Origin of the sequence: Roseateles sp. L2-2 (assembly GCF_050613215.1) — a bacterium.
Lineage (GTDB): Bacteria > Pseudomonadota > Gammaproteobacteria > Burkholderiales > Burkholderiaceae_C > Roseateles > Roseateles noduli.
This window is the reverse complement of the sequence record NZ_CP192509.1, coordinates 3,122,652-3,149,638: the sequence shown is the minus strand read 5'-3', so window position 1 is coordinate 3,149,638 and position 26,987 is coordinate 3,122,652. Positions and strand designations below refer to the sequence as shown.

Annotated in this window: 23 protein-coding genes; 7 read left to right on the top strand and 16 right to left on the bottom strand. The window is 69.4% G+C overall.

All coding sequences use genetic code 11. The annotated features are described in order from the left end of the window. Window positions 1-13: 13 nt before the first annotated feature. The 10 genes from tssH to tssA all read right to left on the bottom strand — a co-directional run bounded on the left by tssH (window position 14) and on the right by tssA (window position 11,816). On the bottom strand, window positions 14-2,665 hold the full coding sequence (gene tssH / locus ACQZ13_RS14140; RefSeq protein WP_431052905.1) for a type VI secretion system ATPase TssH: 2,652 nt from the start codon (window positions 2,663-2,665) through the stop codon (window positions 14-16). Then, window positions 2,662-3,906, bottom strand: coding sequence for a type VI secretion system baseplate subunit TssG (gene tssG / locus ACQZ13_RS14135; protein WP_431052903.1), 1,245 nt, complete (start codon window positions 3,904-3,906; stop codon window positions 2,662-2,664). The genes tssH and tssG overlap by 4 nt, the downstream gene beginning before the upstream one ends. Further along, window positions 3,903-5,813 carry a type VI secretion system baseplate subunit TssF gene (tssF, locus tag ACQZ13_RS14130; RefSeq protein ID WP_431052901.1) on the bottom strand — a complete coding sequence of 637 codons (1,911 nt, stop codon included), beginning with the start codon at window positions 5,811-5,813 and terminating at the stop codon, window positions 3,903-3,905. Before tssF ends, tssG begins: the two co-directional genes overlap by 4 nt. 4 nt (window positions 5,814-5,817) lie before the next feature. Continuing rightward, a complete protein-coding gene (gene tssE, locus ACQZ13_RS14125) occupies window positions 5,818-6,312 on the bottom strand; it encodes a type VI secretion system baseplate subunit TssE (RefSeq protein ID WP_088404496.1) in 495 nt (164 codons plus the stop codon). 61 nt (window positions 6,313-6,373) lie between these two features. Further along, window positions 6,374-7,177, bottom strand: a complete 804-nt coding sequence (locus tag ACQZ13_RS14120; protein WP_431052899.1) for a type VI secretion system accessory protein TagJ — start codon at window positions 7,175-7,177, stop codon at window positions 6,374-6,376. Between the two features lie 100 nt (window positions 7,178-7,277). Beyond that, entirely contained in the window at window positions 7,278-7,775 is a 498-nt protein-coding gene (locus tag ACQZ13_RS14115; RefSeq protein WP_431052897.1) for an Hcp family type VI secretion system effector, read from the bottom strand. Window positions 7,776-7,930: 155 nt separating this feature from the next. Next, complete coding sequence (locus ACQZ13_RS14110; RefSeq protein WP_067271515.1) at window positions 7,931-8,410, bottom strand: Hcp family type VI secretion system effector; 480 nt, start codon at window positions 8,408-8,410, stop codon at window positions 7,931-7,933. A 230-nt stretch (window positions 8,411-8,640) separates the two neighbouring features. Then, window positions 8,641-10,140 carry a type VI secretion system contractile sheath large subunit gene (tssC, locus tag ACQZ13_RS14105; protein WP_431052894.1) on the bottom strand — a complete coding sequence of 500 codons (1,500 nt, stop codon included), beginning with the start codon at window positions 10,138-10,140 and terminating at the stop codon, window positions 8,641-8,643. 52 nt (window positions 10,141-10,192) lie between these two features. After that, window positions 10,193-10,702 (bottom strand): type VI secretion system contractile sheath small subunit, encoded by a 510-nt coding sequence (gene tssB / locus ACQZ13_RS14100; protein WP_067271509.1) that lies wholly within the window; start codon window positions 10,700-10,702, stop codon window positions 10,193-10,195. Window positions 10,703-10,787: 85 nt separating this feature from the next. Next, the gene (gene tssA, locus ACQZ13_RS14095) at window positions 10,788-11,816 is read right to left on the bottom strand and encodes a type VI secretion system protein TssA (protein WP_431052892.1); all 1,029 of its coding nucleotides are present in this window, start codon (window positions 11,814-11,816) and stop codon (window positions 10,788-10,790) included. Between the two features lie 321 nt (window positions 11,817-12,137). Between tssA and ACQZ13_RS14090 the strand changes: the two genes are divergently transcribed. Continuing rightward, window positions 12,138-13,310, top strand: coding sequence for a glycosyl hydrolase (locus ACQZ13_RS14090; protein WP_431052890.1), 1,173 nt, complete (start codon window positions 12,138-12,140; stop codon window positions 13,308-13,310). 24 nt (window positions 13,311-13,334) lie between these two features. On the opposite strand, the gene ACQZ13_RS14085 is transcribed toward ACQZ13_RS14090, so the two are convergent. Further along, window positions 13,335-13,736, bottom strand: coding sequence for a hypothetical protein (locus ACQZ13_RS14085; protein ID WP_431052888.1), 402 nt, complete (start codon window positions 13,734-13,736; stop codon window positions 13,335-13,337). 342 nt (window positions 13,737-14,078) lie between these two features. On the opposite strand from ACQZ13_RS14085, the gene ACQZ13_RS14080 reads away from it, so the two are divergent. After that, complete coding sequence (locus tag ACQZ13_RS14080) at window positions 14,079-15,026, top strand: Crp/Fnr family transcriptional regulator (protein WP_431052886.1); 948 nt, start codon at window positions 14,079-14,081, stop codon at window positions 15,024-15,026. Between the two features lie 51 nt (window positions 15,027-15,077). On the opposite strand, the gene ACQZ13_RS14075 is transcribed toward ACQZ13_RS14080, so the two are convergent. From ACQZ13_RS14075 to ACQZ13_RS14060, 4 genes are read right to left on the bottom strand one after another with little or no spacing between them, the layout of a single operon-like run. Further along, window positions 15,078-17,174 carry a PAS domain S-box protein gene (locus tag ACQZ13_RS14075; RefSeq protein WP_431052884.1) on the bottom strand — a complete coding sequence of 699 codons (2,097 nt, stop codon included), beginning with the start codon at window positions 17,172-17,174 and terminating at the stop codon, window positions 15,078-15,080. 27 nt (window positions 17,175-17,201) lie between these two features. Continuing rightward, window positions 17,202-18,032, bottom strand: coding sequence for a response regulator transcription factor (locus ACQZ13_RS14070; protein WP_431052882.1), 831 nt, complete (start codon window positions 18,030-18,032; stop codon window positions 17,202-17,204). A 9-nt stretch (window positions 18,033-18,041) separates the two neighbouring features. Next, a complete protein-coding gene (locus ACQZ13_RS14065; protein ID WP_431052880.1) occupies window positions 18,042-19,655 on the bottom strand; it encodes a hybrid sensor histidine kinase/response regulator in 1,614 nt (537 codons plus the stop codon). Next, window positions 19,652-20,341, bottom strand: a complete 690-nt coding sequence (locus ACQZ13_RS14060; RefSeq protein ID WP_431052878.1) for an MEDS domain-containing protein — start codon at window positions 20,339-20,341, stop codon at window positions 19,652-19,654. The genes ACQZ13_RS14065 and ACQZ13_RS14060 overlap by 4 nt, the downstream gene beginning before the upstream one ends. Window positions 20,342-20,526: 185 nt before the next feature. Here ACQZ13_RS14060 and ACQZ13_RS14055 point away from each other — a divergent pair, with 185 nt between their 5' ends. Further along, a complete protein-coding gene (locus tag ACQZ13_RS14055) occupies window positions 20,527-20,706 on the top strand; it encodes a hypothetical protein (protein ID WP_431052876.1) in 180 nt (59 codons plus the stop codon). Between the two features lie 107 nt (window positions 20,707-20,813). Here the strand turns inward: ACQZ13_RS14055 and ACQZ13_RS14050 are convergent, their stop codons facing one another. After that, window positions 20,814-21,173: a four-helix bundle copper-binding protein gene (locus ACQZ13_RS14050; RefSeq protein WP_431052874.1), complete on the bottom strand. Its 360-nt coding sequence runs from the start codon at window positions 21,171-21,173 to the stop codon at window positions 20,814-20,816. 294 nt (window positions 21,174-21,467) lie between these two features. Here ACQZ13_RS14050 and ACQZ13_RS14045 point away from each other — a divergent pair, with 294 nt between their 5' ends. The 4 genes from ACQZ13_RS14045 (at window position 21,468) to ACQZ13_RS14030 (ending at window position 26,944) form a co-directional block, all read left to right on the top strand. Continuing rightward, window positions 21,468-22,745: a TolC family protein gene (locus ACQZ13_RS14045; RefSeq protein ID WP_431052872.1), complete on the top strand. Its 1,278-nt coding sequence runs from the start codon at window positions 21,468-21,470 to the stop codon at window positions 22,743-22,745. Between the two features lie 63 nt (window positions 22,746-22,808). Continuing rightward, entirely contained in the window at window positions 22,809-24,980 is a 2,172-nt protein-coding gene (locus tag ACQZ13_RS14040) for an ATP-binding cassette domain-containing protein (RefSeq protein ID WP_431052870.1), read from the top strand. A 39-nt stretch (window positions 24,981-25,019) separates the two neighbouring features. Beyond that, complete coding sequence (locus ACQZ13_RS14035) at window positions 25,020-26,174, top strand: HlyD family type I secretion periplasmic adaptor subunit (RefSeq protein WP_431052868.1); 1,155 nt, start codon at window positions 25,020-25,022, stop codon at window positions 26,172-26,174. Window positions 26,175-26,278: 104 nt separating this feature from the next. Then, the gene (locus ACQZ13_RS14030) at window positions 26,279-26,944 is read left to right on the top strand and encodes a response regulator (protein ID WP_088404512.1); all 666 of its coding nucleotides are present in this window, start codon (window positions 26,279-26,281) and stop codon (window positions 26,942-26,944) included. The last annotated feature ends 43 nt before the right edge of the window (window positions 26,945-26,987 follow it).

Below are 26,987 nucleotides of genomic sequence, written 5' to 3'. Positions count from 1 at the left end.
GGGGGCCACCCCCTCAGTCGAATGCGTAGTCGAAGTCCCCGTCCTTCACCGCCAGCTCGACCTTCGTGATCGCCTGGCCGTTGGTGACGCGGGTGAGGTACTCGCGGCTGATGCGCGGCAGGACCGTGTTCGTGAGGATCGCGTCGACCACGCGGCCGCCGCTCTCCACCTCGTTGCAGCGGCTGATGATCAGCTTCACCACGTCGTCGCCGAAAGTCAGCGGCACGCCCAGGTTCTCGCCCACGCGCTTCTGGATGCGGCCCAGCTGCAGACGCACGATCTGGCCCAGCATCTCCTCGCTCAGCGGGTAGTACGGGATCGTCACCAGGCGGCCCAGCAGCGCCGCCGGGAAGATCTTCAGCAGCGGCTCGCGCAGCGCCTTGGCGATGCCTTCCGGTTCCGGCATCAGCTCCGGATCCGCGCACAGCTTCATGATCAGGTCGCTGCCCGCGTTGCTGGTCAGCAGGATGATGGTGTTCTTGAAGTCGATGTGGCGACCCTCGCCGTCTTCCATCCGGCCCTTGTCGAAGACCTGGAAGAACAGCTCGTGCACGTCCGGGTGGGCCTTCTCGACCTCGTCCAGCAGCACGATCGAATACGGCCGGCGACGCACCGCCTCGGTCAGCACACCGCCTTCGCCGTAACCGACGTAGCCCGGGGGCGAGCCCTTCAGCGTCGAGACCGTGTGGGCCTCCTGGAACTCGCTCATGTTGATGGTGATGACGTTCTGCTCGCCGCCGTAGAGCGCCTCGGCCAGCGCGAGCGCCGTCTCCGTCTTGCCCACGCCCGACGTGCCCGCCAGCAGGAACACGCCGATCGGCTTGCTCGGGTTGTCCAGCCCGGCGCGCGAGACCTCGATGCGCTTGGCGATCATCTCCAGCGCATGGCGTTGGCCGACGACGCGCTGGTTCAGCGTGTCCGCCAGCTGCAGCACCGCCTGCACCTCGTTGCGCACCATGCGGCCCACCGGGATGCCGGTCCAGTCCTGCACCACCGCGGCCACCGCCTGCTCGTCGACCTGCGGCAGGATCAGCGGCGCATCGCCCTGCAGCGTCGTCAGCTCGGAACGCAGGCCGTGCAGCTCCGTCAGCAGCGTCTCGCGCTCGGCCTCTTCCGGCGCGCCCTCGCCGTCCTTGCGCAGCAGCGCGTGCAGTTCCAGCACGCGGTCGACCATGCCCTTTTCCTTCAGGTGACGGGCTTCGAGCTCCGCCTTGCGCGTCTGCGCCTCGTCCAGCTGCGTCGCGACGCGCTGCTTGCGCTCCGCGACGTCCATGCCGATCGCGCCTTCGCGACCGATGATCTCGCGCTCGATCTCCAGCGCCTGGATGCGGCGCAGGCAATCCTCCAGCTCCGCCGGCGTCGCATGCTGGCTCACCGCCACGCGCGCGCAGGCCGTGTCGAGCAGGCTCACCGCCTTGTCCGGCAGTTGGCGCGCCGGGATGTAGCGGTGGCTCAGCCGCACTGCGGCCTCGATGCCTTCGTCGAGCAGCGCCACGCGGTGGTGCTTCTCCAGGATGGACGCCACGCCGCGCAGCATCAGCACGGCCTTGTGTTCGTCGGGCTCGGGCACCTGCACGACCTGGAAACGCCGCGTCAGCGCGGGATCCTTCTCGATGTGCTTCTTGTACTCGGCCCAGGTGGTCGCCGCGATCGTGCGCAGCTTGCCGCGCGCCAGCGCCGGCTTGAGCAGGTTGGCCGCGTCGCCCGTCCCCGCCGCGCCGCCCGCGCCGATCAGCGTGTGCGCCTCGTCGATGAACAGGATGATGGGCTTGGGCGAGGCCTGCACCTCGTCGATGACCTGGCGCAGGCGGTTCTCGAATTCGCCCTTCATGCTGGCGCCGGCCTGCAGCAGGCCGATGTCGAGCATGTACAGCGACACGTCCTTCAACTGCGGCGGCACGTCGCCCTGCGCCAGGCGCAGCGCGAAGCCTTCCACCACCGCCGTCTTGCCGACGCCCGCCTCGCCCGTGAGGATGGGGTTGTTCTGGCGGCGGCGCATCAGGATGTCGACGATCTGGCGGATCTCCTCGTCGCGGCCGGCGATCGGGTCGATCTCGCCGTTGCGCGCGCGCTCCGTGAGGTCGACGGCGTAGCGCTTGAGCGCCTCCTGCTTGCCCATCGCCGCGGGCGCGATCGCGCCGCTGGCGTCGCCGGGGGCAGCGCCCGGTTCGGCGGCGCGCATCGCGCGCTCGGGCGAGCCTTCGAGGATCTGGTTGAAGTTCTCACCCAGGTCGTCGACGTTGATCTTCTCGAACTGCTTGGACACCGACAGCAGCACGTTGCGCATCGAGGCCGTCTTCAGCAGCCCCAACACCAGGTGGCCGGTGCGCACCTGCTGGTCGCCGAACATCAGCGAGCCGTAGACCCAGCCGCGCTCGACGGCGTTCTCGACCCAGCTCGACAGGTCGGTGACCGAGGTCGCGCCGCGCGGCAGCCGGTCCAGCGAGGCCATCAGGTCCGTCGACAGCTGCGCGGCGTCCAGCCCGTAGTGCTTGACGATGCGATGCAGGTCGGAGTCGGGCGTGTTGAGGATCTGGTAGAGCCAGTGCTGCAGCTCGACGTACGGATTGCCCCGCAGCTTGCAGAACACGGTGGCGCCTTCGATCGCCTTGTAGGCCAGCGGGTTGAGCTTGCCGAAGAGGCTGGTACGCGAGATTTCAGTCATGACGATGCTCCCTGTGATGCCGGCGGCGTGGCCCGCCCCTTCACCCGCTGTTGCGGATGCAGGTGCAGGTCGCCCCGGTCGTGACGATGCGGACGGCCGCCCGAGCTGCCCGTCCAGGAGGTGAAGCCCAGGCGCGCGCCGCCGCTGAGCGCCGCGGCGGGCACCTCGTCGCGGCGCAGCACGGGCTGCAGCTCCCATTGCAGGTTGTGGCCGACGTACTGCCGGATCCAGTCGTTCAGCGGCCGCCACGCGTCGCCGTCGGGCAGGAAGCCCTCGTACTGGCGCAGCGTCAGCGGACCCAGGACGACGCGGAAACGGTACTGCCGGTCCCAGGCCTTGTTGCCTGCGGACGTGTTGCGGCCCAGGCGCGGCAGCTCGCGGCCGATACGCTCGGGCCGCTGGCGCGCGAAGCCCAGCCGCGTGCGCTCGCCGTCCTCGACGGGCAGCCAGTGCGGCACGTGCTCCTCGATGCGCACCGGCACCTTGAAGTGGGACGACAGGATCTTGGCGAGGCCTTCCGGATGCTGCGCGCGGCCCCCGTGCAGGCCGGCCTGGAACAGCCGCGCCGTCTGCGGCAGCGAGTCGCCGGGGCGCTGCGCGCCGTCGAGCCCCGCGGCCGCGCCCAGCCAGGCCGCGTAGCGGTCCGTCGCCGGGCGGTCGTGCTGCACCGCCGGCTGCGACTGCGCCCAGGCGCGGTAGAAGTGCAGCAGCAGGCGGTGATGGAAGACGTCGAGGAAACGGCTCAGCGTCGGATCGCCGCGCTGGTGCAGCCGCTCGCGGGTGTATTCGGTCAGGTGCAGCGGCATCGGCCCCTGCGGGCCGAGCAGGCCGAAGAAGCGCACGCCCAGCCGCGGCGCGGGGCTCTGTCCGCGCGTCAGGCTCTGCAGCGCCGCCGGCGCGAAATCGAGTTCGGGCTCCTGGCCCAGCCGGATCGCCTCCTGCGACGGGCGCAGGCCGCGGCCCAGGCGCGGCTGGTCGGGCGTCAGCCCTTCGATGCGGCGGAGGAGCGCGAAGAAATCATGCGCCCAGGGCGTCGCTTCGACGTCCTCGAACAGGGCGCGCAGCGCGGCGTCGGTCTCGTTGCGCTTCTCGGGACGACGCGCGAGCAGCGAGGCCGGCGACGCCGACGCGCTGTCATCGGACGCGGCCTCCGGCCCAGCGTCGGCCGCCTGCGCGACGTCGCCGCCGGCACCGCCGGTGGCCTCGTCGTCAGGCGTGGAGCCCGGGCCGTGGAGGCTCATCCGCGTTCCTCGTCGCGGGCGCGATCGCCGCGACCCTCGGCGTCGCCGCCGACGCGCGGCGCCCAGCGTTTCACCAGGCCGCGCTGGGTCGTGCGCAGGCTCAGCTGCGTGAAGCTGTTGATCGCGGCGTGACGCGTGAAGTAGCGCTCCAGCACGCTGGCGAAGAGGAAGCTGCTGTGGCCCTGGAACGCGTGTTCATCGAGTTCCAGCGCGATCTCGGCCCCGGTGCCGTAGCTCAGCGGTCCCGTGAACGGAAGACGGCGCACGACGGGCTTGGCCTCGACGGCGCGCACGCCTTCGACCTGCCGCAACCAGCCCGGGTCGCCGGGAGGTCCGTACAACGCAAGGAGCCGTCGCAGCGTCGCCGCCGCCTGCGCGGGCGGTTCGTCGCCCCACGGCAGCTGCTGCTGCGTCAGCAGGCCGACCAGGCTCCAGCCCGCCTCGCCCGCCGGCTGGCGGTTCACCGGCCGCGTCGGCCCATGCACCGCGTCGACCTTGAGCACCGGACCGGCCGCGTCCAGCCGCCACATGCCCGCGCCGTTGTGAGGGAGCAGCATCGGCAGGTCGCGGTTGGTCACCAGCGCCGACACCGACAGCTGGCGGATGTCCTCGCGATACGGCGCGTGGCGCGGATCGACCAGCGAGATGAAGACCTCGTCGCCGATGTAGCCGGTGCGCGGTCCCTGGTCCTTCTGTCGCGTCGACATCAGCCGCGGCTCGCGCCGCGCGGTGTAGAAGCCCGGCGCCTCCGGCGGCGCCTGGTGATACGTGGCGTAGAGCGGCTCGAAGCCCTGCTGGCCGAGCGCCCCGGCACCGTAGCCGGTCACCGACTGCAGGCTGTGGACCTCGTAGTCCATCGGCCGGGTGCGGTCCGGCACGACGTGGTACTCCCAGTTCCCGGTGCCGAGCTGGATCCGGTCCAGCCGCTTCGGGAACAGGTTGATCGCCGGCGTGCAGTGCAGCGACACGCTGTCGACGTCGACCATCGCCTCCAGCGCGCCGTCGCCGCGGGAGAAGAACAGCACGATCTCGAAGGACGTGCCGTCGATGCGCGCGAGGCGGTCGGCCAGTTGATCGATCTCGAGGAACAGGAAACGCCGCGGCATCGCCGCGAGCTCCTGCATCAGCCGGCTGCCGGAGAAGTTGCGGTGCGTCTCGGGCAGCAGCGCCTCGTCGGGTGCGAAGCCCAGCGGACGGATGCTCGTCGCCGAGCGCCACTGCACCGGCACGGTCGACGCATCGATGCCGTCGCCGGTGACGAAGGTGCCCAGCGGCGCGCCCAGCGCGAGTTCATGCAGCCGGTAGGCGACCTCGTCCGGCGCGCTCAGGTAGAGCGCGAGCCGGTCCAGGCCGAGCTGCTTCACCGGAATGCCGCCGCCGGTCTTGAGCTTGAGCCGCACGCCGCCGCGGCTGCCCGCCGCTTCCGGTAGGCGCGACATCGGCAGGTCCGGCGCGTGGGTGAAGTACTGGACGTCGTCCAGGGTCAGAGGCCACAGCGTGAGGTCGTGGGAGGTGCGGAACTCGCAGCGCGTGTCCTGCCCGCGCGGGATGCCGGACTGCAGCACGCTGCCGCGCGGCACCGGGTGGCCCTTGGACAGGTTGGGGTCGGTGGGATCGACGCTCAACCGCGCGATCATCATCGACGGAATGGGCGCCAGGAAGTTCGGATAGATCGATTCCAGCAGGTGCGAGATCAGCCGCGGGTGTTCCGCGTCCAGCTTGAGCTGCACGCGCGCGGACAGGAAGGCGAAGCCCTCCAGCAGCCGCTCGACGTAGGGGTCGGCGACCTCCGCGTCCTCCAGCCCGAGCCGGGCCGCGATCTTGGGGAAGTCGCGCGCGAACTCGGCGCCGACCTCGCGCAGGTGGGCGAGTTCGTCGTTGTACAGGCGCAGCAGGCGCGGATCCATGTCCTCAGCCCTCGCGCACTTCGACCTGGCCGGCCTCGAGGTCCATCTGCGTGCGCAGCAGGATCTCCAGCGGGATGGGCTGCGCCCACAGGTGGCCGCGGATGTCGAACTCGATCACGTTGTGCGTGTCCATGACGCTCTGCGTCTCGATGGCGCGGACCTCCAGCGTGTCGGGCAGGATGCGCGGCTCGAAGCGCAGGATGGCCTGGCGGATCTGCTTCTCCAGCAGGTGCACGTCGATGCGCGAGGCCAGTTGCCCCGACAGCGCCGGCAGTCCGAAGTTCAGCACGCTGTCGCCCACGTGGCCGTAGGGATCGCATTCCTTGCCCATCGGTTGGATCGCGTTGAACAGCCAGCCCAGGTCGCGCAGCACCGCCTGGCGCAGCTGCGACTTGGTCATGACGCGGCGCTCCTCCGCCTCGACACGGTGGAAGGGATCGTCGTCGGTCAGCCGGTCCAGCAGGGCCGGCTGCAGGCGGTCGCGGTGGATCTGGCTCATGAGCGGGTCGGACGGTTCCGGAGCGGCGTCGCCGCGCAGCGCACCGCGCGCGACGTCGGGATCATGGCTGGCGCAGTTCGATCAGGCGCGCGTCGAGCAGCCCGGTCTCGCCCTGGTCGGTCATCAGCACGCGCTGGCCGACGCCGGCGTACTGGTCGTCCTGCGAGCCCGGCAGCGGCTGCCATTCGGTGCGGCGCGCCATCCAGACGCGCTCGTCGTCGAAGGCCACGCTGCGCGGATAACGCGTCGGGATCAGCGCGACCGAGCCGCCGCCGTTCGGGAATTCGAGGTGCGCCGCGGACCACACGAGATCGCGCAAGTCGGTCGGCGGCTCGATGTGGATCTCCTTGATCGCGGAGAACGGCACCCAGCAGTAGCGGCCGTTGATCACCGCCTCCAGCACCGGGCCGATGCGCGAGTCGCCGTCGCAGATCCAGTCGAAGGCCTGGCCGTCGATGGAACCGGGCGTCGCGGGCGCGGCGTCCAGCGCCTGGGCGCGCAGCTGGCGCGCGCCGGCGACATCGCCGTCATGCTCCAGCTTCAGCGAGTGCACCAGGTTCGCCACCCATTCGGCCGGCTCGCCCATCACCATCGGCGTGGTGCGGCCCTCGAAGACGGCCTCGCGCACCAGCTCGCACTTCAGCGCTTCGCGGTAGGTGTTGACCATCGCGAGCGTGCCCGCGTCGAGCTCGCCGCAGACTTCCAGCTGCGCCGCCGCGCGCGCCCACTGGCCCGTCACCGCCAGCAGCTGGAACAGCATCGTGCGCAGCTTCGCGTCCTGCGGACGCTGGCGCACTTCCGCCTGCGCCGCGGCCAAGGCCTCGGTCGGGCGGCCCGCCGCCAGCAGTTCCTGCACTGCGCTCATTCCGTACTCCCCTGCAATTCAAGGATCGCGGCACTCGCGGGTGTCCGCGATGGCGCGATGTTCCGGCGGGCTCACCGGCAGTGAGCGCGCCGCAAAGACCTCAGGTGAGGTCGTCGTCGAAGGTGTGCGTGCCGCCCATCGCGCCCTTGGCGTTCTGGGTGCGGTACTCGATGTTGACCTTCTGGAAGCTCATCGAGATGCGCTCCACCGGCGCGCCGGTCTCGTCGCAGTCGATGTCGTAGGACGCGATGCGCGCCTTCTCCAGCGTCAGGCAGAAGTAGTCCTCCTGCGAGCCGCCGGCCTTGCGCAGGTAGAGCTTGGAGCTCTTGACCTCGTCGTTGGTCGCCACCGCGCTCATCAGCGCGGTGCTCGCGGCGTCGAGGCCCTTGGTGATCGTCAGCTGGCGGTAGCTGCGGCGGCCGGTCTGCTGGCCCGCCACGGCATCGCCCGCGGCGCCCACGCCCCAGCTGAAGCCGCGCACGACGATGTCGTTGGCGTGGCCCGCCGAGGTGGATTCGCCTTTGACCTTGCCCGCGCGCTTGAGCGACAGGTCCAGGTACATGTCGGCGCTGCTCGCGCCGCTGGTCAACGGATTCATCTTTCGCTCCGGCATGGACAACGGATGACGGCTGCACGCCCCGTCCTACCGTCATTCGTTGTCCGAGCGCGGCGCGGCAGACCGAAGCCTGTCGCGCCGCGGGGATCATCGACGGCGGCGGCGCCGGCGCGAGCCGGCGCACCGCCCTCAATGCATCAACGCGTTTCGGTCGTGGCCACGTTCCAGCCGAACTTGACCGCGCCGCCCAGGCCGCCCTTGGCGTCTTGAGCCTTGTACTCGAACTCGATGTCGGCGTAGGACACCGACACGCTTTCGCTGATCTCGCCGCCGGCCGAAGCGGACGGGGAGACGGCGGTCACGAGGACTTGCTTCAGGGTGACCTTCAGGAAGTCCTGCTGGCCTTCACCGGCCTTGCGGCAGGTCAGCACGGCCTGGTCGAAATGCTTGCCCGAGGCGCAGGCCTTGGCCAGCACCGGGGACGCCTTGTCGTAGTAGTGCGCGAACACGAACTGGCCAGGAACGCCCTTGCCCTTGCCCGAGCCGGTACCGGCGGCGGCGGTGCTTTCCTGACGCACGTCCCACGACCAGGCCAGCAGGTCGATCTCGCCCTTGTGGTCCTTGTGGGTGGATTCGCCTTCGACTCCGGCGAACTTCAGATTGGCGTCGATCGTCATGGTCGGTTTCTCCTAGATGAACTCTGTGAAAACGGTCTCCGCCTCGACGCTGACCGCGACGGAGACCAGGGATTTCGGACCTCGAAAGATCCGGATGGCGGGGTGCCTCGAAAGTTCAGAACGCGCCTTCGGAGGCGCTCCCTTCAACACGTCGCGCGTCGTCGCGCGCGATTCTCAAATTCTTGGGGCGATGACCGCGCGGCGGTCATCGCCGGGCTCACTTGCCCCGATCATTTACCCTTTTGCGACGGCAGCGTCGAGACCAGACGCAGCGACACGGTCAGGCCTTCGAGCTGGTAATGCGGACGCAGGAAGAATTTCGACGAGTAGTAGCCGGGGTTGCCCGGGATCTCCTCGACGACCACTTCCGCGGACGCCAGCGGCTTCTGCGACTTCGTCGTCTCCGACGAGTTCGCCGGATCGCCGTCGACGTAGTTCATGATCCACTTGTTGAGCCACTTCTCCATGTCGCCGCGTTCCTTGAACGAGCCGACCTTGTCGCGCACGATGCACTTCAGGTAATGCGCGAAGCGGTTGCAGGCGAACAGGTAGGGCAGGCGCGCGGCCAGGTTGGCGTTGGCGGTGGCGTCGGGGTCGTCGTACTCGGCGGGCTTTTGCAGCGACTGCGCGCCGATGAACGCGGCGAAGTCCGAGTTCTTGCGGTGCACCAGCGGCATGAAGCCGTTCTTGGCGAGCTCGGCCTCGCGGCGGTCGCTGATCGCGATCTCCGTCGGGCACTTCATCGCCACGCCGCCCTCGTCGGTCGGGAAGGTGTGGGCCGGCAGGCCCTCGACCGCGCCGCCCGCTTCCACGCCGCGGATGCGGGTGCACCAGCCGTAGGTCTTGAACGAGCGGTTGATGTTGGTCGCCATCGCGTAGGCCGAATTGGCCCACGTGTACTTGGCGTGCTCACCGCCGCCGGTCTCTTCCTCGAAGTTGAAGTCCTCGACCGGATTCGTCTTCGAGCCGTAGGGCAGGCGCGCCAGGAAACGCGGCATGGCTAGGCCGATGTAGCGCGCGTCGTCGGACTCGCGCAGCGACTTCCAGGCGGCGTACTCGGGCGTGCTGAAGATCTTGGTCAGGTCGCGCGGGTTGGCGAGTTCCTGCCACGAGCCCATCTGCATCAGCGACGGGTTCACCGCGGCGATGAAAGGCGAGTGCGCGGCGGCCGAGACCTTGGCGATCTCGCCCAGCAGCTCGACGTCCGGCGGGCTGTGGTCGAAGTAGTAGTCGCCGACGATGGCGCCGAAGGGCTCGCCGCCGAACTGGCCGAATTCCTCTTCGTACACGCGCTTGAAGATCGGGCTCTGGTCCCAGGCCGTGCCCTTGTAGCGCTTGAGCGTCTTGCCGAGGTCGGTCTTCGAGATGCTCATCACGCGGATCTTGAGCTGCTCGTCGGTCTCGGTGTTGTTGACCAGGTAGTGCAGACCGCGCCAGGCCGATTCCAGCTGCTGGAACTCGGCGTGATGCAGGATCGCGTTGACCTGCTCGGACAGCTTCTTGTCGATCTCGGCGATCATGGCCTCGATCGAGACGATGACGTCGCTGCCGATCAGCGTGGTCTGCGACAGCGCCTGCTGCGCCAGCGTCAGCACCGCCTGCTCGACGGCGGACTTGGCCTCGTCGGTCTTGGGCTTGAATTCCTTGTTCAGCAGCGAGGCGAACTCGCCGCCTTCGTACTCGATGCCCTGCAGTGAAGGCGCGTGTTGCGCGAGGGTCTCATCGGCCATGGTGCGTGCTCCGTGGGGTCCGTCGGTTTCTGTGTGACGTGAGGCGCCGCGCTTACTGCGCGCCGCCGTCGGCCGGTTTCTGGGCCGTGGCCAGGGATTTCAGCAGCGCCTCGTCCTTGACGACCTTGGCGATCAGCTGCTCGGCGCCGGCCTTGCCGTCCATGTAGGTGATCAGGTTGGCGAGCTGCTGGCGCGCCTCGAGCAGCTGCTTGAGGCCGTCGACCTTGCGCGCGACCGCGGCCGGCGAGAAGTCGTCCATCGATTCGAAGGTCAGGTCGACCATCAGGTTGCCTTCGCCCGTCAGCGTGTTGGGCACGGCGAACGACACGCGCGGCTTCATGGCCTTCATGCGGGCGTCGAAGTTGTCGACGTCGAAGTCCAGGAACTTGCGGTCCGACACCGGCGGCAGCGGCTCGGTGGGCTTGCCCGACAGGTCCGACAGCACGCCCATCACGAAGGGCAGCTGCACCTTCTTCTCGGCGCCGTAGAGCTCGACGTCGTACTCGATCTGCACGCGCGGGGCGCGATTCCTGGCGATGAACTTCTGGCTGCTGGTGGCCATGGGGTGCTCCTTGAAGCGGGGATCGGGTGAAAGGTGGAAGCTGGGAAAGCGACGTCGGTCTGGGTGTCAGTAACGGTGTCGGGCGCTACTCGCTGGTCGTGCCGGCGAGCTTCTCGATCTCGTGCACGCCGTCCGGATTCAGGTCGCGCATGATTTCCATGAAGCTCTTGCTCATCAGCCGCTGCGCGCGGCGGATCAGCAGCGGCGCGGGATTGCTGGGCTCGTGGCGTTCGATCCATTCGCAGGCGCGTTGCAGCGCGCGGACGGCGTCCTCGCGGCTGGCGATCGTGCCGGGCGCGGGCACCGCCCCGACGACCACGCCGCCGAAAGCCGCGGCCGGCGCACCGGCGGCGTCGTCCGCAGCGGCCGCGGCGTCGCCGCCCTGCCCCTGGAGCTGTCCGGCCGCCGCGGCGAGCGGCTTGAACAGTCGCAGCAGCGGCGAGAAATCAGGCCCCTGCCCGGCGCCCAGCGGCGCTTCGATCGCCGCGACGATGCCCTGCACCGTCGGCAGCGCCTCGTGCAGGCGGGCCGCGAAGGCGGGATCGTTGGCGGCCTGCGACGACAGCCCGGCCATCAGGCCTTCGGGCGACGGCACGGATTCCTCGCCCATCGGATCGGCGTTGCCCAGCGCCAGTTCGACGTCGCGCACCCGCGGACCGCCGCGCTGGCCGGTCAGGCTCGCGGCGCGCAGATCGGCGATGCCGGCCATCACGCTGGTCAGCGGCTGCAGCGCGTTCAGGCGCATCGTCGGATCGTCGTGGTCGGAAGCGTCCAGTTGCGGATGCACGTGCGCCCACTGCTGCTCCAGCAGACCGCGGATCAGCGCCAGGCCGTCGATGGCGGCGCTCAGGCCCTGCAGCCGGGCGCCGGCGCGCACCAGCCAGACCGCGACGCGCAGGTCGCGGGTCCGCTTGGCCAACGCCAGCGCCTGTTCCTGCACGGCGTGCCAGTCGGGCTCCTCGGCCGCGATGATGGTGTCGCCGAATTGCTGCTCGGGTTTGCCCGCGCCCGCCGCTTCCAGGGCGAGGAAGGCAGGGTCGTACTCCAGGTCGGCGCCGCACGGGGCGTCATCCTGCAGGGGGGCAAGCAGCGAATCGAGGTCGAGGTCAGCCATCGCGTCGGAGGCAGCAGAACAGTTGCATGCCATGGACTCTATTGAGGGCTGTAACCGCGCGCAGTGGTCGAAAGTCACTTTGGCGCAAGTGGGGGGTGCTCAGGCTAGGGATTGATGCACTCCGGATGTCAAGCCGACGCACCTCCGCGCAGCCTGCGACACCCTCTTCCGAGGTACCAGGATGAATGCCAGCCGTCAGCAACATTAACAATGTGTTTCGGTGCGGGACAAGAACACAGCGGGCCACTCATACTGCGACCCCGCAAGACCTGTCCCCTGCGTGAGGGACAGGGCGATCCAACGCTGCAAGAGCTCTCCCCCATGAAGCACCCGGTTGATTTCCCCTTGAAGGCGCTGACGGACGCGCTGGTCGCGCCGAGCGCGCCGACGCTCGTCGCCCCGTTGCCGCCCGACGTCGACCGTCGTCGCCTGCTGACGCTGGCCGGCGCGAGCGCGCTGCTGTCCGCCTGCGGCGGCGGTGGCGGGGATTCGCCGGCAACGCCGGCCTCGCCTCCCGTGGCAGGATCGCCGCCCGCTTCACCCCCGCCGCCAGCCGCACCCACGCCGCCGGCCGCACCGCCGCCACCGGCTTCGCCCCCTCCCCCGGCAGCCCCGCCGCCGCCGGCGTCCCCCCCGCCTCCGGCGTCGCCTCCTCCTTCGCCCCCGCCACCCCCGCCGGCTCCTCCCCCGCCGGCGCCACCGCCGCCGGCCCCCGCCCCGTCGGTCAAGCGCGGCATCGCCTACGACCTCAAGGACGCGGCCGACTTCAACGCGCTGTCCGGCGGCAGCGTCGGCTGGTGGTACAACTGGGCGCTCCAGCCCGATGCGAACGTCCGTTCGAATCCGTCGATCGCCGGCACGATGGAACACGTGCCCATGGTCTGGACCTCCAAGGATGTCAATGTCGCCAGCGTCGTCGCGGCGTTGAAGGCGCGTCCCACGGTGAAGGACCTGCTGGTGGTCAACGAGCCCAACCTGACCGATCAGGCCAACCTGTTGCCGGCAGACGCCGCCGTGCAGTGGCTCAAGCTGGAGGACATCGCGCGCCAGACCGGCGTGCGACTGATCGGGCCGGCGCTCAACTGGGGCACGATGGCCGGCTACAGCGATCCGATCGTCTGGATGGACGCCTTCCTCGCCGCCTTCCGCGGCGCCAACGGGCGCGATCCGCAGATCGACGCCCTCGCGTTCCACTGGTACGACTACGGCCTGGCCGACCAGTTGAACCGACTCAAGAAGTACGGCAAGCCGTTCTGGGTCACCGAGATGGCGAACTGGCACAACGGCGACGGCAACGCGCAGATCGACACGCCCGCCAAGCAGATGGAGCAGATGGCCGACATGGTTCGCATCTGTGAGTCGCGCAGCGACGTGCTCCGCTACTCGTGGTTCATCGGTCGCATGTCGCCCGATCCGCATTTCACGAGCCTGCTCGGCGCGCCCGGCGTGCTGACCGACGTCGGCAAGCAATACAAGAGCCTGCCCAAGGCCTGACCGACGTCCGGGCGACGGCGGCGATCAGCGCAGGGCGGCAATCAGCGCCGCCTGCGCGAGGTGACAGCGCGCCGCCGCCTCCTGGCCGCGCTTGCCCCCCGGTCCGTCGGTGGAGGCGAGCACGGCCTGCACGTCCACGACGGGGACCACGGTCACGGCGCGCAGCCGTCGCACCACCGACGGCGGGAGGCCGTCGCACGCGATCGCCCCGTACAGGTGGCCGAGCAGTCCCGCGACCTCCTCCAGCGCGGCGCCGTCCGCCAGCACCCGTTCCGGGTCCAGCATCGTGACCTGCGCGCCCAGTTCGACGGCCATCTGCCGGAACAGGACCGGGTCCGGCGCGTCCCCATGCCTACACACCATCCCCATGCGCAGGCCTAGCAAGGGCTGATGCGTCGTGCGCGAAAGCGGGTCGGGTGGCGGCATGGTCGCAAGGGCGGTTGGGAAAGCGGAGGGTGTCGGCATGGCGAGTCCGGCGGGCGCGACGCCGCGCCGGGAAGCGAGGCCCGCAGCGTAATCAGCTCTGGCGCGCAGCCCTTGATCGATGTCAACGAGTGGGGGCGCGACTCCCCGGAGAGAGCGCCGGGAGAGCGCCGGGAGGGCGTCGGGAGAGCGTCGGGGACATCGCCAGACCGACCGGTCTCGACCGGTCGTTACTGAACCGTCACCGAGGGTTCACCGACTGTTGCTGATCGATGTCAAGGATTGGTGCCGCATTTGCGGGCGATTCCTAGCATCCCCAGCAATCCCTTCAACCACGAGACCATCATGCACAGCGCCATCGCCATCGCCTCCCCTTCGAGCGAACTCCCCCGCGACCGCCTGCGCGATGCCACGGCCGGCCGGCCGCGCAAGGCGCCCGCCGCGAACGCATCGCCGCGCGACGCCGCCACGCCGCTGTCCTCCGTCTGCGCACTCGTCGCCGGCGCCACGCCGGGTCTGATCGCGCCCGATCTGCGCCCGACGCTGCCGACACCGCTGCAGCTGACCCTTGCCGAACCGCGCGTGTTCAGCCGCGACCCGCAGCAGCGCATGCTCGACGTGATGCGCACCATCCGGGACATCATCCAGCCCGCGGCCAAGGTGGTCCGCGCCGGCGACATGATCTTCCGCGCCGACCAGCCCTTCAATACCGTCTACCTGATCAATGCCGGCGCGTTCAAGCTGGTGAGCCGCAGCCTGGACGGCCGCGAGCAGATCGTGAGCCTGAAGTTCCGCGGCGACTGGCTGGGCTTCAGCGGCATCGCGCACGGCCGCCATCCCTGCGACGCGGTCGCGATGGACACCGGCAACATCTCGATCATTCCCTACGACACGCTGCTGCAGGCCTGCGCGCGTTATCCCGAGATGATGGCGGTCGTCCACGAAGGCATGAGCGCCGAGATCACCCATGAGCGCCAGTCGCTGATGTCGGTCTGCACGCTGGCCTCGCTGGCGCGGGTGGCGGAATTCCTCTGCGCCTGGGCCCGCAGCATGCACCAGCGCGGGCTGCGCGCCGACGAACTGACACTGCGCATGACGCGCGCCGATCTGGGCAACTTCCTGGGCATGACCCTGGAGACGGTGAGCCGTTGCCTGTCCAAGCTGAACCGCGAGGGCCTGATCCTGTTCGGCGAACGCGGCCGTCGCCAGATCTCGATCCCCAACCGGGAACGGCTCGAACAGTTCGTGATCGGCGGCTCGATGTCGCGGGGGAAGCTGGCCGCGGCGGCGTGAACAGCCAGCGTGAACAGCCAGCGTGAACCGTCAGCAGGGACAGCCGGCGTGTCAGCGCGCCAGCACCTTTCCGATCGCCCGGGCAAGCGCGGTCCGCTCATAGGGCTTGGGCAGCAGCGCCCAGTCCAGCCCTGTCTGCGAGTCGGACGACAGAATCTCCACGGAAAACCCGGACATCAACAGCACGGCGATCCCCGGCCACGAACGGCGGACGTGGGTCGCCAGCTCGGTGCCTCGCATGCCGGCGCCCAAGGCGATGTCGCTCAGCAGCAGATGCGGGAGCTGGCCGCCCGCCGACTCTGTGAGCGCGTCCAGGTGGCGCAGCGCCTCTTCCCCGGACGCGCACGCCGTGACGCTGCACTGCAGATCGTTCAGATAACGACGCGCGACCGCACGCACCTCGGCGTCATCTTCCACCAGCAGGACGCGCAATCCCGGCGGCACGGTTGCGGCCGTCGCATCCTGTTCAGCCACCTCGCGAGGCGAGGCCGGCGGCTGCGGCAGGATCAGCGACAGCGTCGTGCCATGGCCCGGCGTGCTCTCGATACCGATCGCCCCCAGCGACTGCCGCGCGAACCCATACACGGTACTCAGGCCCAGACCGGTGCCCCGACCGACCTGTTTGGTCGTGAAGAACGGCTCGAACGCACGCTCCTTGACGTCCTCCGGCATCCCCGTGCCGGTGTCGGAGACCGCGATGCGGACGTAGCGTGTCGTCGACACCTCCGTGCCTGCCGGTAACGGGGCCTCGTCGCCCGCTTCCAGCTCCCTCCGCAACTCCGGCGGAATGGCCGCCAGCGGCCCGGCCTCGAACACCAGGTCGCCGCCCTCGGGCATCGCGTCCCGCGCGTTGATGGCGATGTTGAGCAGCGCCGACTCCAGTTGCGCCGGATCGGCCTGCACGTCGGGACAGCCAGGCGCCACCGCGATCCGGATCCGGATGCGCTGGTCGAGCGTGCGGCGCAGCATGTCGGCCAGCGAGCGCATCATCGCGCCCACGTCGACCGTCGTCGGTTGCAGGCGTTGGCGGCGCGAGAACGCCAGCAGCTTGCCGGTCAACTCCGCGCCGCGTCGCGAGGCCCGCGTCGCCGCCGCGACCAGTTGCGGCGCGACGCCGTCGTCGGCGACCGTCGGCAGCTCGGCCAGCACCTGGAGATTGCCTTGAATGACCGTCAGCAGGTTGTTGAAGTCGTGCGCGATGCCGCCCGTCAACTGGCCGACGGCCTCCAAGCGTTGCGAGTGATGGAGCGCCTCCTCCGTCTGCGCCCGCTGCAGGCAGGTGCCGAGCAGGTTGGCCACCGATTCCAGGAAGCGCGACTCCGCGTCGCCGAAGCGCCGCGGCTGGCGCGAGCGCACCGCCAGCGTGCCCACGGCCCGCCCCCGATCGGACAGCGGAACCGCCAGCGACGACACCAGCCCGGCTTGCCGGTAGGCCTCGGGCACGGTGAAGCGCTGCTCGCTGCCGTAATCCTCCACGACGACCGGCGCGCCCTGCGCCAGCACGAATCCCTGCGGCGTGTCGGGCCGGTTCGGCACCAGCGTGCCGGGGCCTTCGTCCGCGAGCAGCCCGACGCCTCCCACGACGCGCAATGCCGTCCGTCCCGCTTCCAGCAGACACACCACCGCCACCTCCGCTTCCAGGGCCTGGGCGGCAATCGCCGGCACCTGGCGCAGCACTTCCTGCGGATCAAGCGAGTCGACGGCGACCTTGCCGAGCTGCGCCAGATGCTCGCTGTAGCGCGCCCGCTGCAGCGCCTGACGCACCCGCGGATACTCCGCGACGCTGCGGATCGACGCCATCGTGTACGGCAGCCCGAGCGGCTGCAACGGGCTCAGGGCGATCTCCACCAGCACTTCCGAGCCGTCACGCCGACGCGCGACCAGCTCCGTCGCCGTGCCGCCCATGGGTCGCGACCGCGGCGCGCCTTCATAGTCCTGCCGGTATGCCGCGTGGCGGGGGCGGATGCTGTCGGGCACGAGCATCTCGACCGGCGCGCCGACCAGTTCCTCCGCGGCATAACCCAGCAACTGGGTTGCCGTCGGATTCGCGAGCCGGATGACGCCTTGATCGTCGACGAGCAGCAGCCCGTCCGGCGACGCGGCGAACAGCGCGCGCAAGACCGCGGATTCGTCGATGGCGCCGCTCATGGGGAGTCCAGGTCGGTCAGGACCGGTTCAGGTCGACCGCGTCGAGGTGACCCTCGGCGCGAACAGGTAGCCGGCGCCTCGCACCGACTTGATCCACTGCCCTTCGCCCGACTCGGCGCCGAGCTTGCGGCGCAGTCGCCCCACCTGCACATCGATCGTGCGGTCGAACGGACCGGACTCGCGCCCGCGGGTCTGCTCCAGCAGGAAGTCGCGCGACAGCACGCGCCCCGGGTGCAGCAGGAAGATGTGCAGAAGATCGAACTCGCCGGTCGTCAGCGCGGCCTCTTCACCGCCCGGTCCGGTCACGCGCCGGGCCGCCACATCGACGGTCCAGCCGTCGAAATGCAGCAGCGTATGGGCTTCAGCGACCGGCATCGGCACCGGCACCGGCACCGCCGTCGGCGCCGTTGCCACCGCAGGTGCCGGCGCCAGGCGACGCAGCACGGCCTTCGCGCGGGCGACAAGCTCGCGCAGGTCGAAGGGCTTGGTCACGTAGTCGTCGGCGCCGACCTCCAGCCCGACGACCTTGTCCACCGCATCGCCGCGCCCCGTGACGATCACCAGGCCGCAGCGCCAGTGTTCGCGCAACTGGCGGGCGATCAGGAATCCGTCCTCGCCCGGCAGGCCCAGGTCCAGCAGCACCAGGTCCGGCGTGTCCGCGGTCATCAGGTCCATCAACGCGCGGCCGGTGTGCAGCTGCGTCGTGCGAAAGCCGTGCGAGCCGAGGTAGGCGGCGAGGAGCTGCGTGATGTCCGGCTCGTCGTCGAGGATCGCCACATGCGCCGGCGCGGGCGCCGGAACGGGCGATGTCGCGCTGGCCGGAGCGGTCGCGGAAGGGAAGAGATCGGGCGCGGTCATGAGCCCCGATTAGAGCGCGTCCGCGCGGGTCAGCCGCTCCAGCGTGCGCGTCAGGCGATCCAGATCGATGGGCTTGACCATGTGTTCGTCGAAGCCGCTGCTCAGCGCCTTGTCGCGATCCGAGGCCTGGCCATACCCGGTCAGGGCGATCAGGCGCGGCGCGGCGGCGCCGAGCTCCCGGTGGATCAGCATCGCCAGCTGGTAGCCGTCGATGACCGGCATGCCGATGTCGAGCACCGCGGCATCGAAGCGCGACGCGCGCACCCGCTCCAGCGCCTCTTGCGGCAGCGTGGTCGTGACGACGTCGTAGCCCGCGTAGCGCAGCGCCATGCCCAGCGTCTCGGCGGCGTCGCGGTTGTCGTCGACCACCAGCACCCGCCCCTGCACCGGCGGCAGCGTGTCCAGCGCCTCCGTGGCCGGTCCCGGCGCCGGCGGCACGGCGTGGATCTCCGCCGGCAGCGTCACGCGGAAGGTCGCGCCCTGACCCGGTCCGGCGCTGTGCACCGCCACCTGGCCGTGATGCATCTCGACCAACTGCTTGACGATCGCCAGCCCGATGCCGAGGCCGCCCTTGGAGCGGTCCAGCGTCGTCGAGCCCTGCTCGAACAACTCGAACACGCGCGGCAGCATGTCCGCATCGATGCCGGCGCCGTTGTCCTGCACCTCGATCACCAGCGCGTCGCCGACGGCGCGCGCCGCCACGCGGATCTCGCCGTTGGTCGGCGTGTACTTGGCCGCGTTGCTCAGCAGGTTGACGACGACCTGCCGCAGCCGGGCCCGGTCGCCCATCAGCCGCAGCTCCGGGCCGACCTCGCAGGCCACGCGCAGCAGGTGGTTGCGCTCCTCCAGCAAGGGGCTCACGCCTTCGATCGCGTCGGACAGCAGGAAAGGCACGTCCACCGGCTCGCGCGACAGCTCGATCTTCCCGCGCGTGATGCGGGTGATGTCGAGCAGGTCGTCCACCAGCTTGGAGAGGTGGCCGACCTGGCGTTCGATGATCTCGTGCTCCCGCGACAGCTGGCCGGTCTGCAGCCGGATCAGATGCAGCGCCGTGGAGATGGGCGCCAGCGGGTTGCGCAGCTCGTGGCCGAGCATGGCGAGGAACTCGTCCTTCGCGCTCGCGGCGCGTTCGCGCTCGTGGTCCAGGCGGGCCGCGTGCAGCCCGGTCGACGCCAGCGTCGCCGCGGCGCGCATGAAGGCGCTCTGGTGCGGCGACGGGAAATCCGGCCGGGAGGAGCCGAACCACAGGCTGCCCGCCCGGCCTGCCGGTCCCAGGTAGAGCCGCACCACGCGCAAGGTGCCCAGCGGCGACTCCAGCGCGGTGGCGCTGTCGGCGGTGTCGGGCATCTGGCGGCAGGCGACGATGAAATCGGTCCACGCGTCCTGCGAGACGCGCACGCCCCCCAGCTGGAGGACGGTGGCCGGCGCGGCGTCCGGCACCAGCGGCGCATGCAGCAGGCAGACGGCCGTGCCGACGATGCGGTTCACGGCCTCGGTGGTGAGCTGGAGCACGGTGGCCGCGTCGCGCCCGACCCAGAGGGCCGGCAGCGCGAGCAGCCCCATCAGGTCGCGCAGCGCCTGGTCGGCCGCGGACGGTTCTCTTTCTCGGGACATCGTGGTCATTCGATCCGCCGGTCTCGGGCCGGCATGGGGAGCGCCACCGGTGCGGACCGTCCCCGGCGCCTGGCCGTGGCGCGGCGCGCGGACAGCTCGCGCAACATCTCGGCCGGCGGCGTGAAGAACGGATTCTCGCGCAGCACGCCGCCTATCATCGTCAGCGGATGCGTCCGCAGCAGATCCATCATCGTGGCGCCGTCCAGCGGCGCCAGGTCGTAGACGCAGATCGCCAGGCGACGGTGCTCGTCCAGCACCCCGTTCAGGCGGGCTTCGTACTCCAGCAGGTCCAGCCGGTCCATGCCGTGACGGATCGCCCAGCCCATCTGCGCCATGACGCGCAGGCCGTCATGGCCGTCATGGCCGTCATGGCCGTCATTGCCATCATGGCCGACGGGCTCGCCCTGGGAGGGTCCCGTCACGCTCGACATGAGCGCGAGCAAGGTCTCCACGTCCACACCGTCGGATCCGGCCGGCCAGGTTTCGAGCGCGAGCTGGCCGCGGTGTTCGCAGGCCACGACGTCGATGCCCGCGCCGACCAGCCGGGCCCGGTGCTCGTCCAGACAGCCCGGCTCGATCAGGTGCAGGTTGCGTTCGTTGTTCTGCTCCGCCTCCCGGTAGAACGGCGCCAGGACCTGACACGCGTCCTCCCGGCTGTCGAAGAAGGCACAGATATGGAAATGAGGGGTGATCACTGCTCTCTCGCACCGTCCGAGGCGCGCGCGCCGCCGGACGTCCTCCATCCCGAGTTGCATCGGCCAGTCGACTGGCTCTTGGGAATCGATGCGTGGATGTTAGCCGTGAAGGCCGAGGGCCAGGAGCAAGCTCGGACGGGATCTCAGGCCGGATGGTTGACCGTCTTGAGATGGTGTAGAGCGCCATGTCGACCGCCAAGGTCCTGGTGGGATGCCTGTTCAGAACGCCACACCAGCGCGTGCCGGCTCGTGCCGGCGTTCCCGCCTGTTTGATCGAATCCCGATTTACTTCACATGGTTTCGGTTTCAAAACCGCATTCGCATCCCGCGAGGTGGTTGAAGGCATCGAATCCGAATATGCCTGAGCGCGGCCCGTGATCGATATATCGATAGGGAATGCACGGGAATCCGGGAGGGTTTGGAGACCAGCCGCCCGGCAGGAAGTTCCTGGCGGGCGGCCTTGCGGTCAAGTTCAGGCATGGGCGCCCAGCGAGTGGCGCTCGCCGGCGTGCGGTTCGCAGGCCAGCGCGCAGGCCCGGCAGGCCTGCGCGCAACGCTTGCAATGCGCGTGCTGATGCTTCTCGCATTCCTCCGCGCACGCCCGGCAGAGATGCGCGCACAGGGCGCAGAAATCGCCGTGGTGGCTGGACTCGCGGGAGAGGACACCGATCGTCGCCTCGCAGAGGGCGGCGCAGTCCAGGTTCAGCAACGCACAGGCCTCCATCAGCCGATCGCCGGAACGGATGCACGCATTGGCGCACTGACGCGTTGCGAGCAAGGCGTCCGCGCAGGCCTTCATGCAGGGTTCGAGGTCTTCGTTCAGCGTCGTCATGGCAGGTCCTTTTCGGGGGAGTGGGACACACCGTCTGGCAACCGACATTCCCCACCCGCTGGATAGCAAATATTTGCTAGTTTCTTTGCATAAACAAACTACCAATGGTTGTCGGCGCCGAAAGGCTAGCAAACGGATGTCATTGTGAGAGGAACGGGCAGGAAACGAAACTGAGCGTCATCGCCAAACAGCCTGACGGGGTTTCCCTTGCACTGCCGACTGACTTTCCCGCCCTTTCGCCTCTCGAATATCGATATTGCCGGCGGATGGCAATATCTGTTCGCCGCGTTGGCATTGACCTGCCTCCAGGCGCGGGCTGGCGACGTAAACCCGACCCTGACCGAGGTCGCGCCTGTCATCGCCAAGGACACCAGCCGCAACCTCGAGAAGGGGACCGCGCAACCGGCCTCCGTCACCGAGCGCTGGGGGGCCGGCATGGACGACTTCCTTCGCGGCGCGTTGTCGGCCGATCCGTCGATGGAGGGCGCCCGGGCGTCCATCGCTGCAGCTGAAGACGGCGTTACCGCCGCGAAGTGGCAATTCGGTCCGTCGCCGAGCTTCTCCCGTCAGCTCGCGGCTGGCACAAGTCGGTATGTCAACGTCCTGAGCATCCAGCAGCCGCTCTACACCGGCGGGCTGCTGTCGGCCAACCTGAGCGCCGCCCGGACCGCGCTGCGCAGCAGCGAGATGACCTTGCGATCCGTGCAGCTCCAGTTGAAGTTGCGCATCGTGCAGACCTGGTCCGACTGGGCCAAGGTCCGCGGTCGCATCGACAGCCTGGAGGCGCTGCGCGGTGAGCACCAGCAGTTGTTGGACATGATCCGGCGCCGCACCCAGGCCGGCGTCGCCACCAATGCCGACGCGGCACTGGCGGCCTCCCGGCTGAGCGCCGTGCAGGCCGAACTGGCGCAGGCGCGGCTGGAGGAAGCGCTCCAGCGCGACCGGCTGCAGCGCCTGGCCCGTCGGCCGGTCGACGATCCGCTTCGGGCCGTGCTCGACGGCGATCTTCCGGCGCCGCCAAGCTTGAACCAGGTGCTCGACCGCATCCAGCTCTCGCCCGAACTGGCCCTGGCCCGCGCGAACGTCGACCTGTCCCGCGACGAGCTGGCCAAGGCCAAGGCGGCGCTGATGCCGACCCTCAGCCTGCGCCTGGACCGCCAGAGCGGCGCCTACAAGGACGATCGCATCGGCTTCGTGTTCCAGGCCGGCCTGCCGGGCGGCCTCTCGGCCCTGTCCGGCGTGAACGCGGCGCGTTCGCGCATCGCCGCGGCGGAAGCCGCCGTGTCCGCGACCGAACAGGACCAGTTCGCCGCCTATCAGCTGGAGTTCACGCGTCATGCCGCCGCGGTCGCCTCGCTGCAGAACGCCGCGCTGACCGCGGCAACCGGCGACGAGGTGCTGGCTTCGTACAGACGCCAGTTCGATGCCGGCAAGCGTGCCTGGCTGGACCTGCTGAACATGGTCCGCGAGGCGCATGCCACCCGGCAATCGCAGCGGGACGCCGCGATCGACGAACGCGCCGGGCTGTACCGCCTGAACCTGCTGCTCGACGGCGCATCGGGGCCGGGCTGAACGTGCCGTCTCCTGCATCCCCCCACTCCCCTCTTGCCCAGCGCCACTCCCGAGATGCCCACCATGTCATGGAATCCCTTCAAGCGCCCGAACGCCTCATCGACGCCCCCATCGGCGGCCCTTGCGGCCGTCCTGGCCCACTGGATGCGACTGAAGGGGCGCCCCGTCCCGCTCGATCTGGTGCGTCAGCATCAGATGGCCTTGGCGATGCCGCTGGAGGACCTGTCCGCCGCGCGGCTGCTGGCCGGGGCCATCGACGGGCAGACCCGTTTCGTCCTGCTGGACTCCCCCCAGCCTGCCGCGCTGCCGCTGCTGTTCCATCACGCCGAGCTCGGCTGGCAGGTCATCACGGCACGCACGCCTGAGGGACTCTGGACCTGCGTGGACAGCGCCAAGACCTCGCGCGACCTCGTGCTGGCGGACCAGCCCTGCCTCCACGCGGCCATGGACAGCGACATCGATGCGGTCTCGTCCAGCACCGCCCGCGGGATGATGCTGTCGCAGGTCCGCGGGCAATGGCCGATCTTCCTGGAGGCGGCGGGCCTGTCGCTGGTGCTCTCGACGATCGGCATCGCCATCTCGTTCTTCTCGATGCAGGTCTACGACCGCGTCATCCCCAGCCAGGGCCAGCAGACGCTGTGGGTCCTCACGCTGGGCGTGGGCCTGGCGGTGGTGATCGAGTTCCTGCTCAAGCTCGCACGCGCCTCGCTGCTCGAACCGCAGCTCAAGCAGCTCGATGTCAGCATCTCCAAGGCCTTGATGAGCCGGCTGAACGCGGTGCGCATGGACCAGCGGCCCGGCTCGGTCGGCACGCTGGCCTCCCAGGTGCAGAGTTTCGAATCCATACGCGGCATCCTGTCGGCCAGCACGCTCTTCCTGCTGTTCGACATGCCGATGGCGCTGATCTTCGCGCTGGTGATCGCGGCCATCGGCGGCTTCTGGATGGCGCTGCCGGCGGTGGTGCTGTTCGGCGTGACCGTGCTGACCGGGCTGCTGCGCGCCCGCCGCATCGCGCGGCTGACCGCGAGCACCCAGTCCGGCGCGAACGCCAAGACCGGCCTGCTGGTCGAGGCCATCGAGGGCACCGAGGCGATCAAAGGCCTGGGCGCGACCTGGCGTTTCGAGGCCCGATGGGCTGCGTTGTGCGAGGTGAACGCCGCGCAGAGCCTCGCCTTGAAGCATGAGAGCGACACCACCTCCTACCTGTCTGCCGCACTGCAGCAGGCGAGCTACATCTCCCTGATCTGCGTCGGCGCCGTGCTGGCGATCGACGGGCACCTGACGCAGGGCGCCATCGTGGCCTGCTCGATCCTGTCGGGTCGCGTGCTCTCACCACTGGCGTCCATCCCGCCGCTGCTGGTTCAACTGGGCAGCGCCCGCGCGTCCATGAAGGCGCTGGATGCGATCTTCAAGCTCCAGGTGGACAACGACGGCATCGCCCGGCCCATCGTGCCCCAGACCATGCACGGCGAGCTGCGTTTCGAGGAGGTCGAGTTCGCCTACCCCGGCCAGAAGGAGCCGCTGCGCATCGGCAACCTCCGGTTCCGCCCGGGGGAGAAGGTCGCGATCCTGGGAACGATAGGCGCGGGGAAAACCACCCTGTTGTCGCTCGCGTGCGGTCTGACGAAGCCGACGCGCGGCACCGTCTACCTGGACGGCGTGGACCAGCAGCAGATCCACGTCGGATGGCGCGCGAACCAGTTGGCCTACGGCCCGCAGCACGCCTGGCTGTTCGCCGGCACCTTGCGCGACAACCTGCTGTTCGGACTGCCCGACGCCAGCGATGACCAACTGGTCGCCGCGTGCCAGCGCACGGGTCTGTGGCCCATGGTCGCGCAGCATCCGCTGGGCCTGGACCGCAAGCTCTCGGAAGGCGGGCGCGGACTGTCCGGGGGGCAGCGGCAGCTCGTGGCGCTGACGCGCCTCGTCCTGGCCGATCGCGCGGTGTGGCTGCTCGACGAGCCGACCTCGGGCATGGACGACGGCCTGGAGCAGGCCACCGTCCGGCTGATGCGGCAGATGCTCAAGCCGGAGGCGACCCTGCTGCTGGTGACCCATCGCCTGTCCATGCTGGCGCTGGTCGACCGCGTCATCGTGCTCGCGCCGCAAGGCGTCCTGGCGGACGGCCCCCGGGACGAAGTCCTGGCAAGGCTGCAGGGCCGGCCCACGCCCCCCACGCCCCCCACGCCCACCCCGCCACCCATCGCCCTCGCGACCGCCCCCCGGGTCGGGTGAACGCTGCCGTTCCAGGACTTCCGACATCGAGAGATTCCCATGACAATCAAGACAAGTCTTCACGAAGGTCAAGCGCGCATTCGCTGGACCGTCCTCGCCACCGTGGCGGCGCTGGGCGCCGGTGGGTGGTGGGCCTCGCAGGCGCAGATCGAGCAGGTCACGCGCGCCGCAGGCAAGGTCATGGCGTCTTCGCGCACACAAGTGATCCAGGCGCCCGATGGAGGTGTGGTGGAAAAGCTGTTCGTGCATGAGGGGGATGCCGTCCGCAAGGGCGACCTGCTGGCCCAGCTGGACAACACCAAGGCCAGCGCGGCGCTGGCGGACTCCAGCGAGAAGGCCGACGCGTTGAACGCGTCGCTGGCGCGCCTGCGCGCCGAGACCCTGGGCACGCCCTACCGTCCCGCCGGCACGGGCCCCTTCAACGAGTTGCAACGCCAGCTCTATGAACGGCGTCGGACGGCCTTGCAGGAAGAACTGGCCGTCCTGGCCACGTCCGCGGACCTGGCACGCCGCGAGGTCGACCTCAACGAGCCCCTCTACAAGGCCGGCGACATCAGCGCGGCCGAATTCCTGAGGCTGCAGCGCACGGCGAACGAGGCGGCCGGCCAGGTCACCTCCCGACGCAACCGCTTCCTGCAGGATGCGCAGGCCGAGCTGGCCAAGGCGGAGGAAGAACTCGCCAGCGTGCAGCAGATGCTGAACGACCGGCGCGGCAACCTGGAACACACGCAGCTGCGCGCGCCGGTCGACGGCGTGGTCAACCTGATCACGCTGACCACCGAGGGCGCCGTCCTGCGTCCCGGCGACGAGATCATGCAGCTGCTGCCCACCGGCGATGACCTGATCATCGAGGCGCGACTACGCGCCGCCGACATCGGTTTCATCCGCCGCGGCATGCCCGCGGCGGTCAAGGTGGACGCCTTCGACTACAGCATCTACGGCGCGCTCGACGGCAGCGTGACCTATGTGAGTCCCGACGCGCTGACCGAGCGCACGCCGCAGGGCGAGCAGGCTTATTACCGCACCCACATCCGCATCGACGGCAAGCGCTTCAAGGGCGAGAAGGCGGATCGCATCGTGATCCAGCCCGGCATGACGGCGACGGTGGAGATCATCACCGGCCGCCACACCGTGCTGGACTACCTGCTCAAGCCGGTGAAGAAGACGGTATCGGAATCGCTCGGCGAGCGCTGAAGCCGCGACGACCGCACGACGTCTGCACGAGCACCACTCACTTCACGTCATCAATCCTCATCGACCATCAGCAACAACAACTGCGAACTACAGGGGAACACCACATGATCACCGTCACCATCATCGAAGACGACGCCACCGTCCTGCAGCGCCTGATCGACGTCGTGTCGGCCAGCAGTGCCTGCCAGATCGTCGGCATCGGTCGCAACCGCGGCGAATCGGTCTCCGCGATCCTCGCCAACCGCGCCGACATCTACCTCGTCGACCTCGGCCTGCCCGATGTGGACGGCATCGACCTGATCAAGCTGATCAACGAGAAGTGCCCGGATGCGCACAGCATCGTGATCAGCACGTTCGGCGACGCCAAGCACGTGATGCGCAGCCTGCGCTCAGGCGCCTCCGGCTACCTGCTGAAGGAGGAGATCCAGCCCAGCCTGATCGACAAGATCATCGCCACCCACAACGGCCACGCGCCCTTGAGCCCGGCCGTCTCGCGACTGGTGCTCGACAAGCTCGAAAGCCTGGAGACCGGCGTGAAGCCCAAGGTCGACAAGGCGCAGAAGCTGAAGGAGCTCGGCCTGGGTCAGCGCGAATGGAGCGTGCTGAACCTGCTGATCGAAGGTCTGCCGATCGTCGACATCGGCAGTCGCCTGTCGATCTCGCGCTTCACCGTGAATCAGCATCTGCGGTCGATCTACCGCAAGTTGAACGTCAACTCCCGCGCGATGGCCACCAGCGTGGCCAGGCTGCATGGACTGATCGACGAATGAGCCGACGGGGTCGGCCAAGGCCGGCCATGGACGGCGAGGACAC

What these genes read in the sequence shown, in the direction of transcription:
- tssH (WP_431052905.1), bottom strand. Translation starts at nt 2,665, where the DNA reads ATGACTGAAATCTCGCGTACCAGCCTCTTCGGCAAGCTCAACCCGCTG.
- tssG (WP_431052903.1), bottom strand. Translation starts at nt 3,906, where the DNA reads ATGAGCCTCCACGGCCCGGGCTCCACGCCTGACGACGAGGCCACCGGC.
- tssF (WP_431052901.1), bottom strand. Translation starts at nt 5,813, where the DNA reads ATGGATCCGCGCCTGCTGCGCCTGTACAACGACGAACTCGCCCACCTG.
- tssE (WP_088404496.1), bottom strand. Translation starts at nt 6,312, where the DNA reads ATGAGCCAGATCCACCGCGACCGCCTGCAGCCGGCCCTGCTGGACCGG.
- ACQZ13_RS14120 (WP_431052899.1), bottom strand. Translation starts at nt 7,177, where the DNA reads ATGAGCGCAGTGCAGGAACTGCTGGCGGCGGGCCGCCCGACCGAGGCC.
- ACQZ13_RS14115 (WP_431052897.1), bottom strand. Translation starts at nt 7,775, where the DNA reads ATGAATCCGTTGACCAGCGGCGCGAGCAGCGCCGACATGTACCTGGAC.
- ACQZ13_RS14110 (WP_067271515.1), bottom strand. Translation starts at nt 8,410, where the DNA reads ATGACGATCGACGCCAATCTGAAGTTCGCCGGAGTCGAAGGCGAATCC.
- tssC (WP_431052894.1), bottom strand. Translation starts at nt 10,140, where the DNA reads ATGGCCGATGAGACCCTCGCGCAACACGCGCCTTCACTGCAGGGCATC.
- tssB (WP_067271509.1), bottom strand. Translation starts at nt 10,702, where the DNA reads ATGGCCACCAGCAGCCAGAAGTTCATCGCCAGGAATCGCGCCCCGCGC.
- tssA (WP_431052892.1), bottom strand. Translation starts at nt 11,816, where the DNA reads ATGGCTGACCTCGACCTCGATTCGCTGCTTGCCCCCCTGCAGGATGAC.
- ACQZ13_RS14090 (WP_431052890.1), top strand. Translation starts at nt 12,138, where the DNA reads ATGAAGCACCCGGTTGATTTCCCCTTGAAGGCGCTGACGGACGCGCTG.
- ACQZ13_RS14085 (WP_431052888.1), bottom strand. Translation starts at nt 13,736, where the DNA reads ATGCCGCCACCCGACCCGCTTTCGCGCACGACGCATCAGCCCTTGCTA.
- ACQZ13_RS14080 (WP_431052886.1), top strand. Translation starts at nt 14,079, where the DNA reads ATGCACAGCGCCATCGCCATCGCCTCCCCTTCGAGCGAACTCCCCCGC.
- ACQZ13_RS14075 (WP_431052884.1), bottom strand. Translation starts at nt 17,174, where the DNA reads ATGAGCGGCGCCATCGACGAATCCGCGGTCTTGCGCGCGCTGTTCGCC.
- ACQZ13_RS14070 (WP_431052882.1), bottom strand. Translation starts at nt 18,032, where the DNA reads ATGACCGCGCCCGATCTCTTCCCTTCCGCGACCGCTCCGGCCAGCGCG.
- ACQZ13_RS14065 (WP_431052880.1), bottom strand. Translation starts at nt 19,655, where the DNA reads ATGACCACGATGTCCCGAGAAAGAGAACCGTCCGCGGCCGACCAGGCG.
- ACQZ13_RS14055 (WP_431052876.1), top strand. Translation starts at nt 20,527, where the DNA reads ATGTCGACCGCCAAGGTCCTGGTGGGATGCCTGTTCAGAACGCCACAC.
- ACQZ13_RS14050 (WP_431052874.1), bottom strand. Translation starts at nt 21,173, where the DNA reads ATGACGACGCTGAACGAAGACCTCGAACCCTGCATGAAGGCCTGCGCG.
- ACQZ13_RS14040 (WP_431052870.1), top strand. Translation starts at nt 22,809, where the DNA reads ATGTCATGGAATCCCTTCAAGCGCCCGAACGCCTCATCGACGCCCCCA.
- ACQZ13_RS14035 (WP_431052868.1), top strand. Translation starts at nt 25,020, where the DNA reads ATGACAATCAAGACAAGTCTTCACGAAGGTCAAGCGCGCATTCGCTGG.
- ACQZ13_RS14030 (WP_088404512.1), top strand. Translation starts at nt 26,279, where the DNA reads ATGATCACCGTCACCATCATCGAAGACGACGCCACCGTCCTGCAGCGC.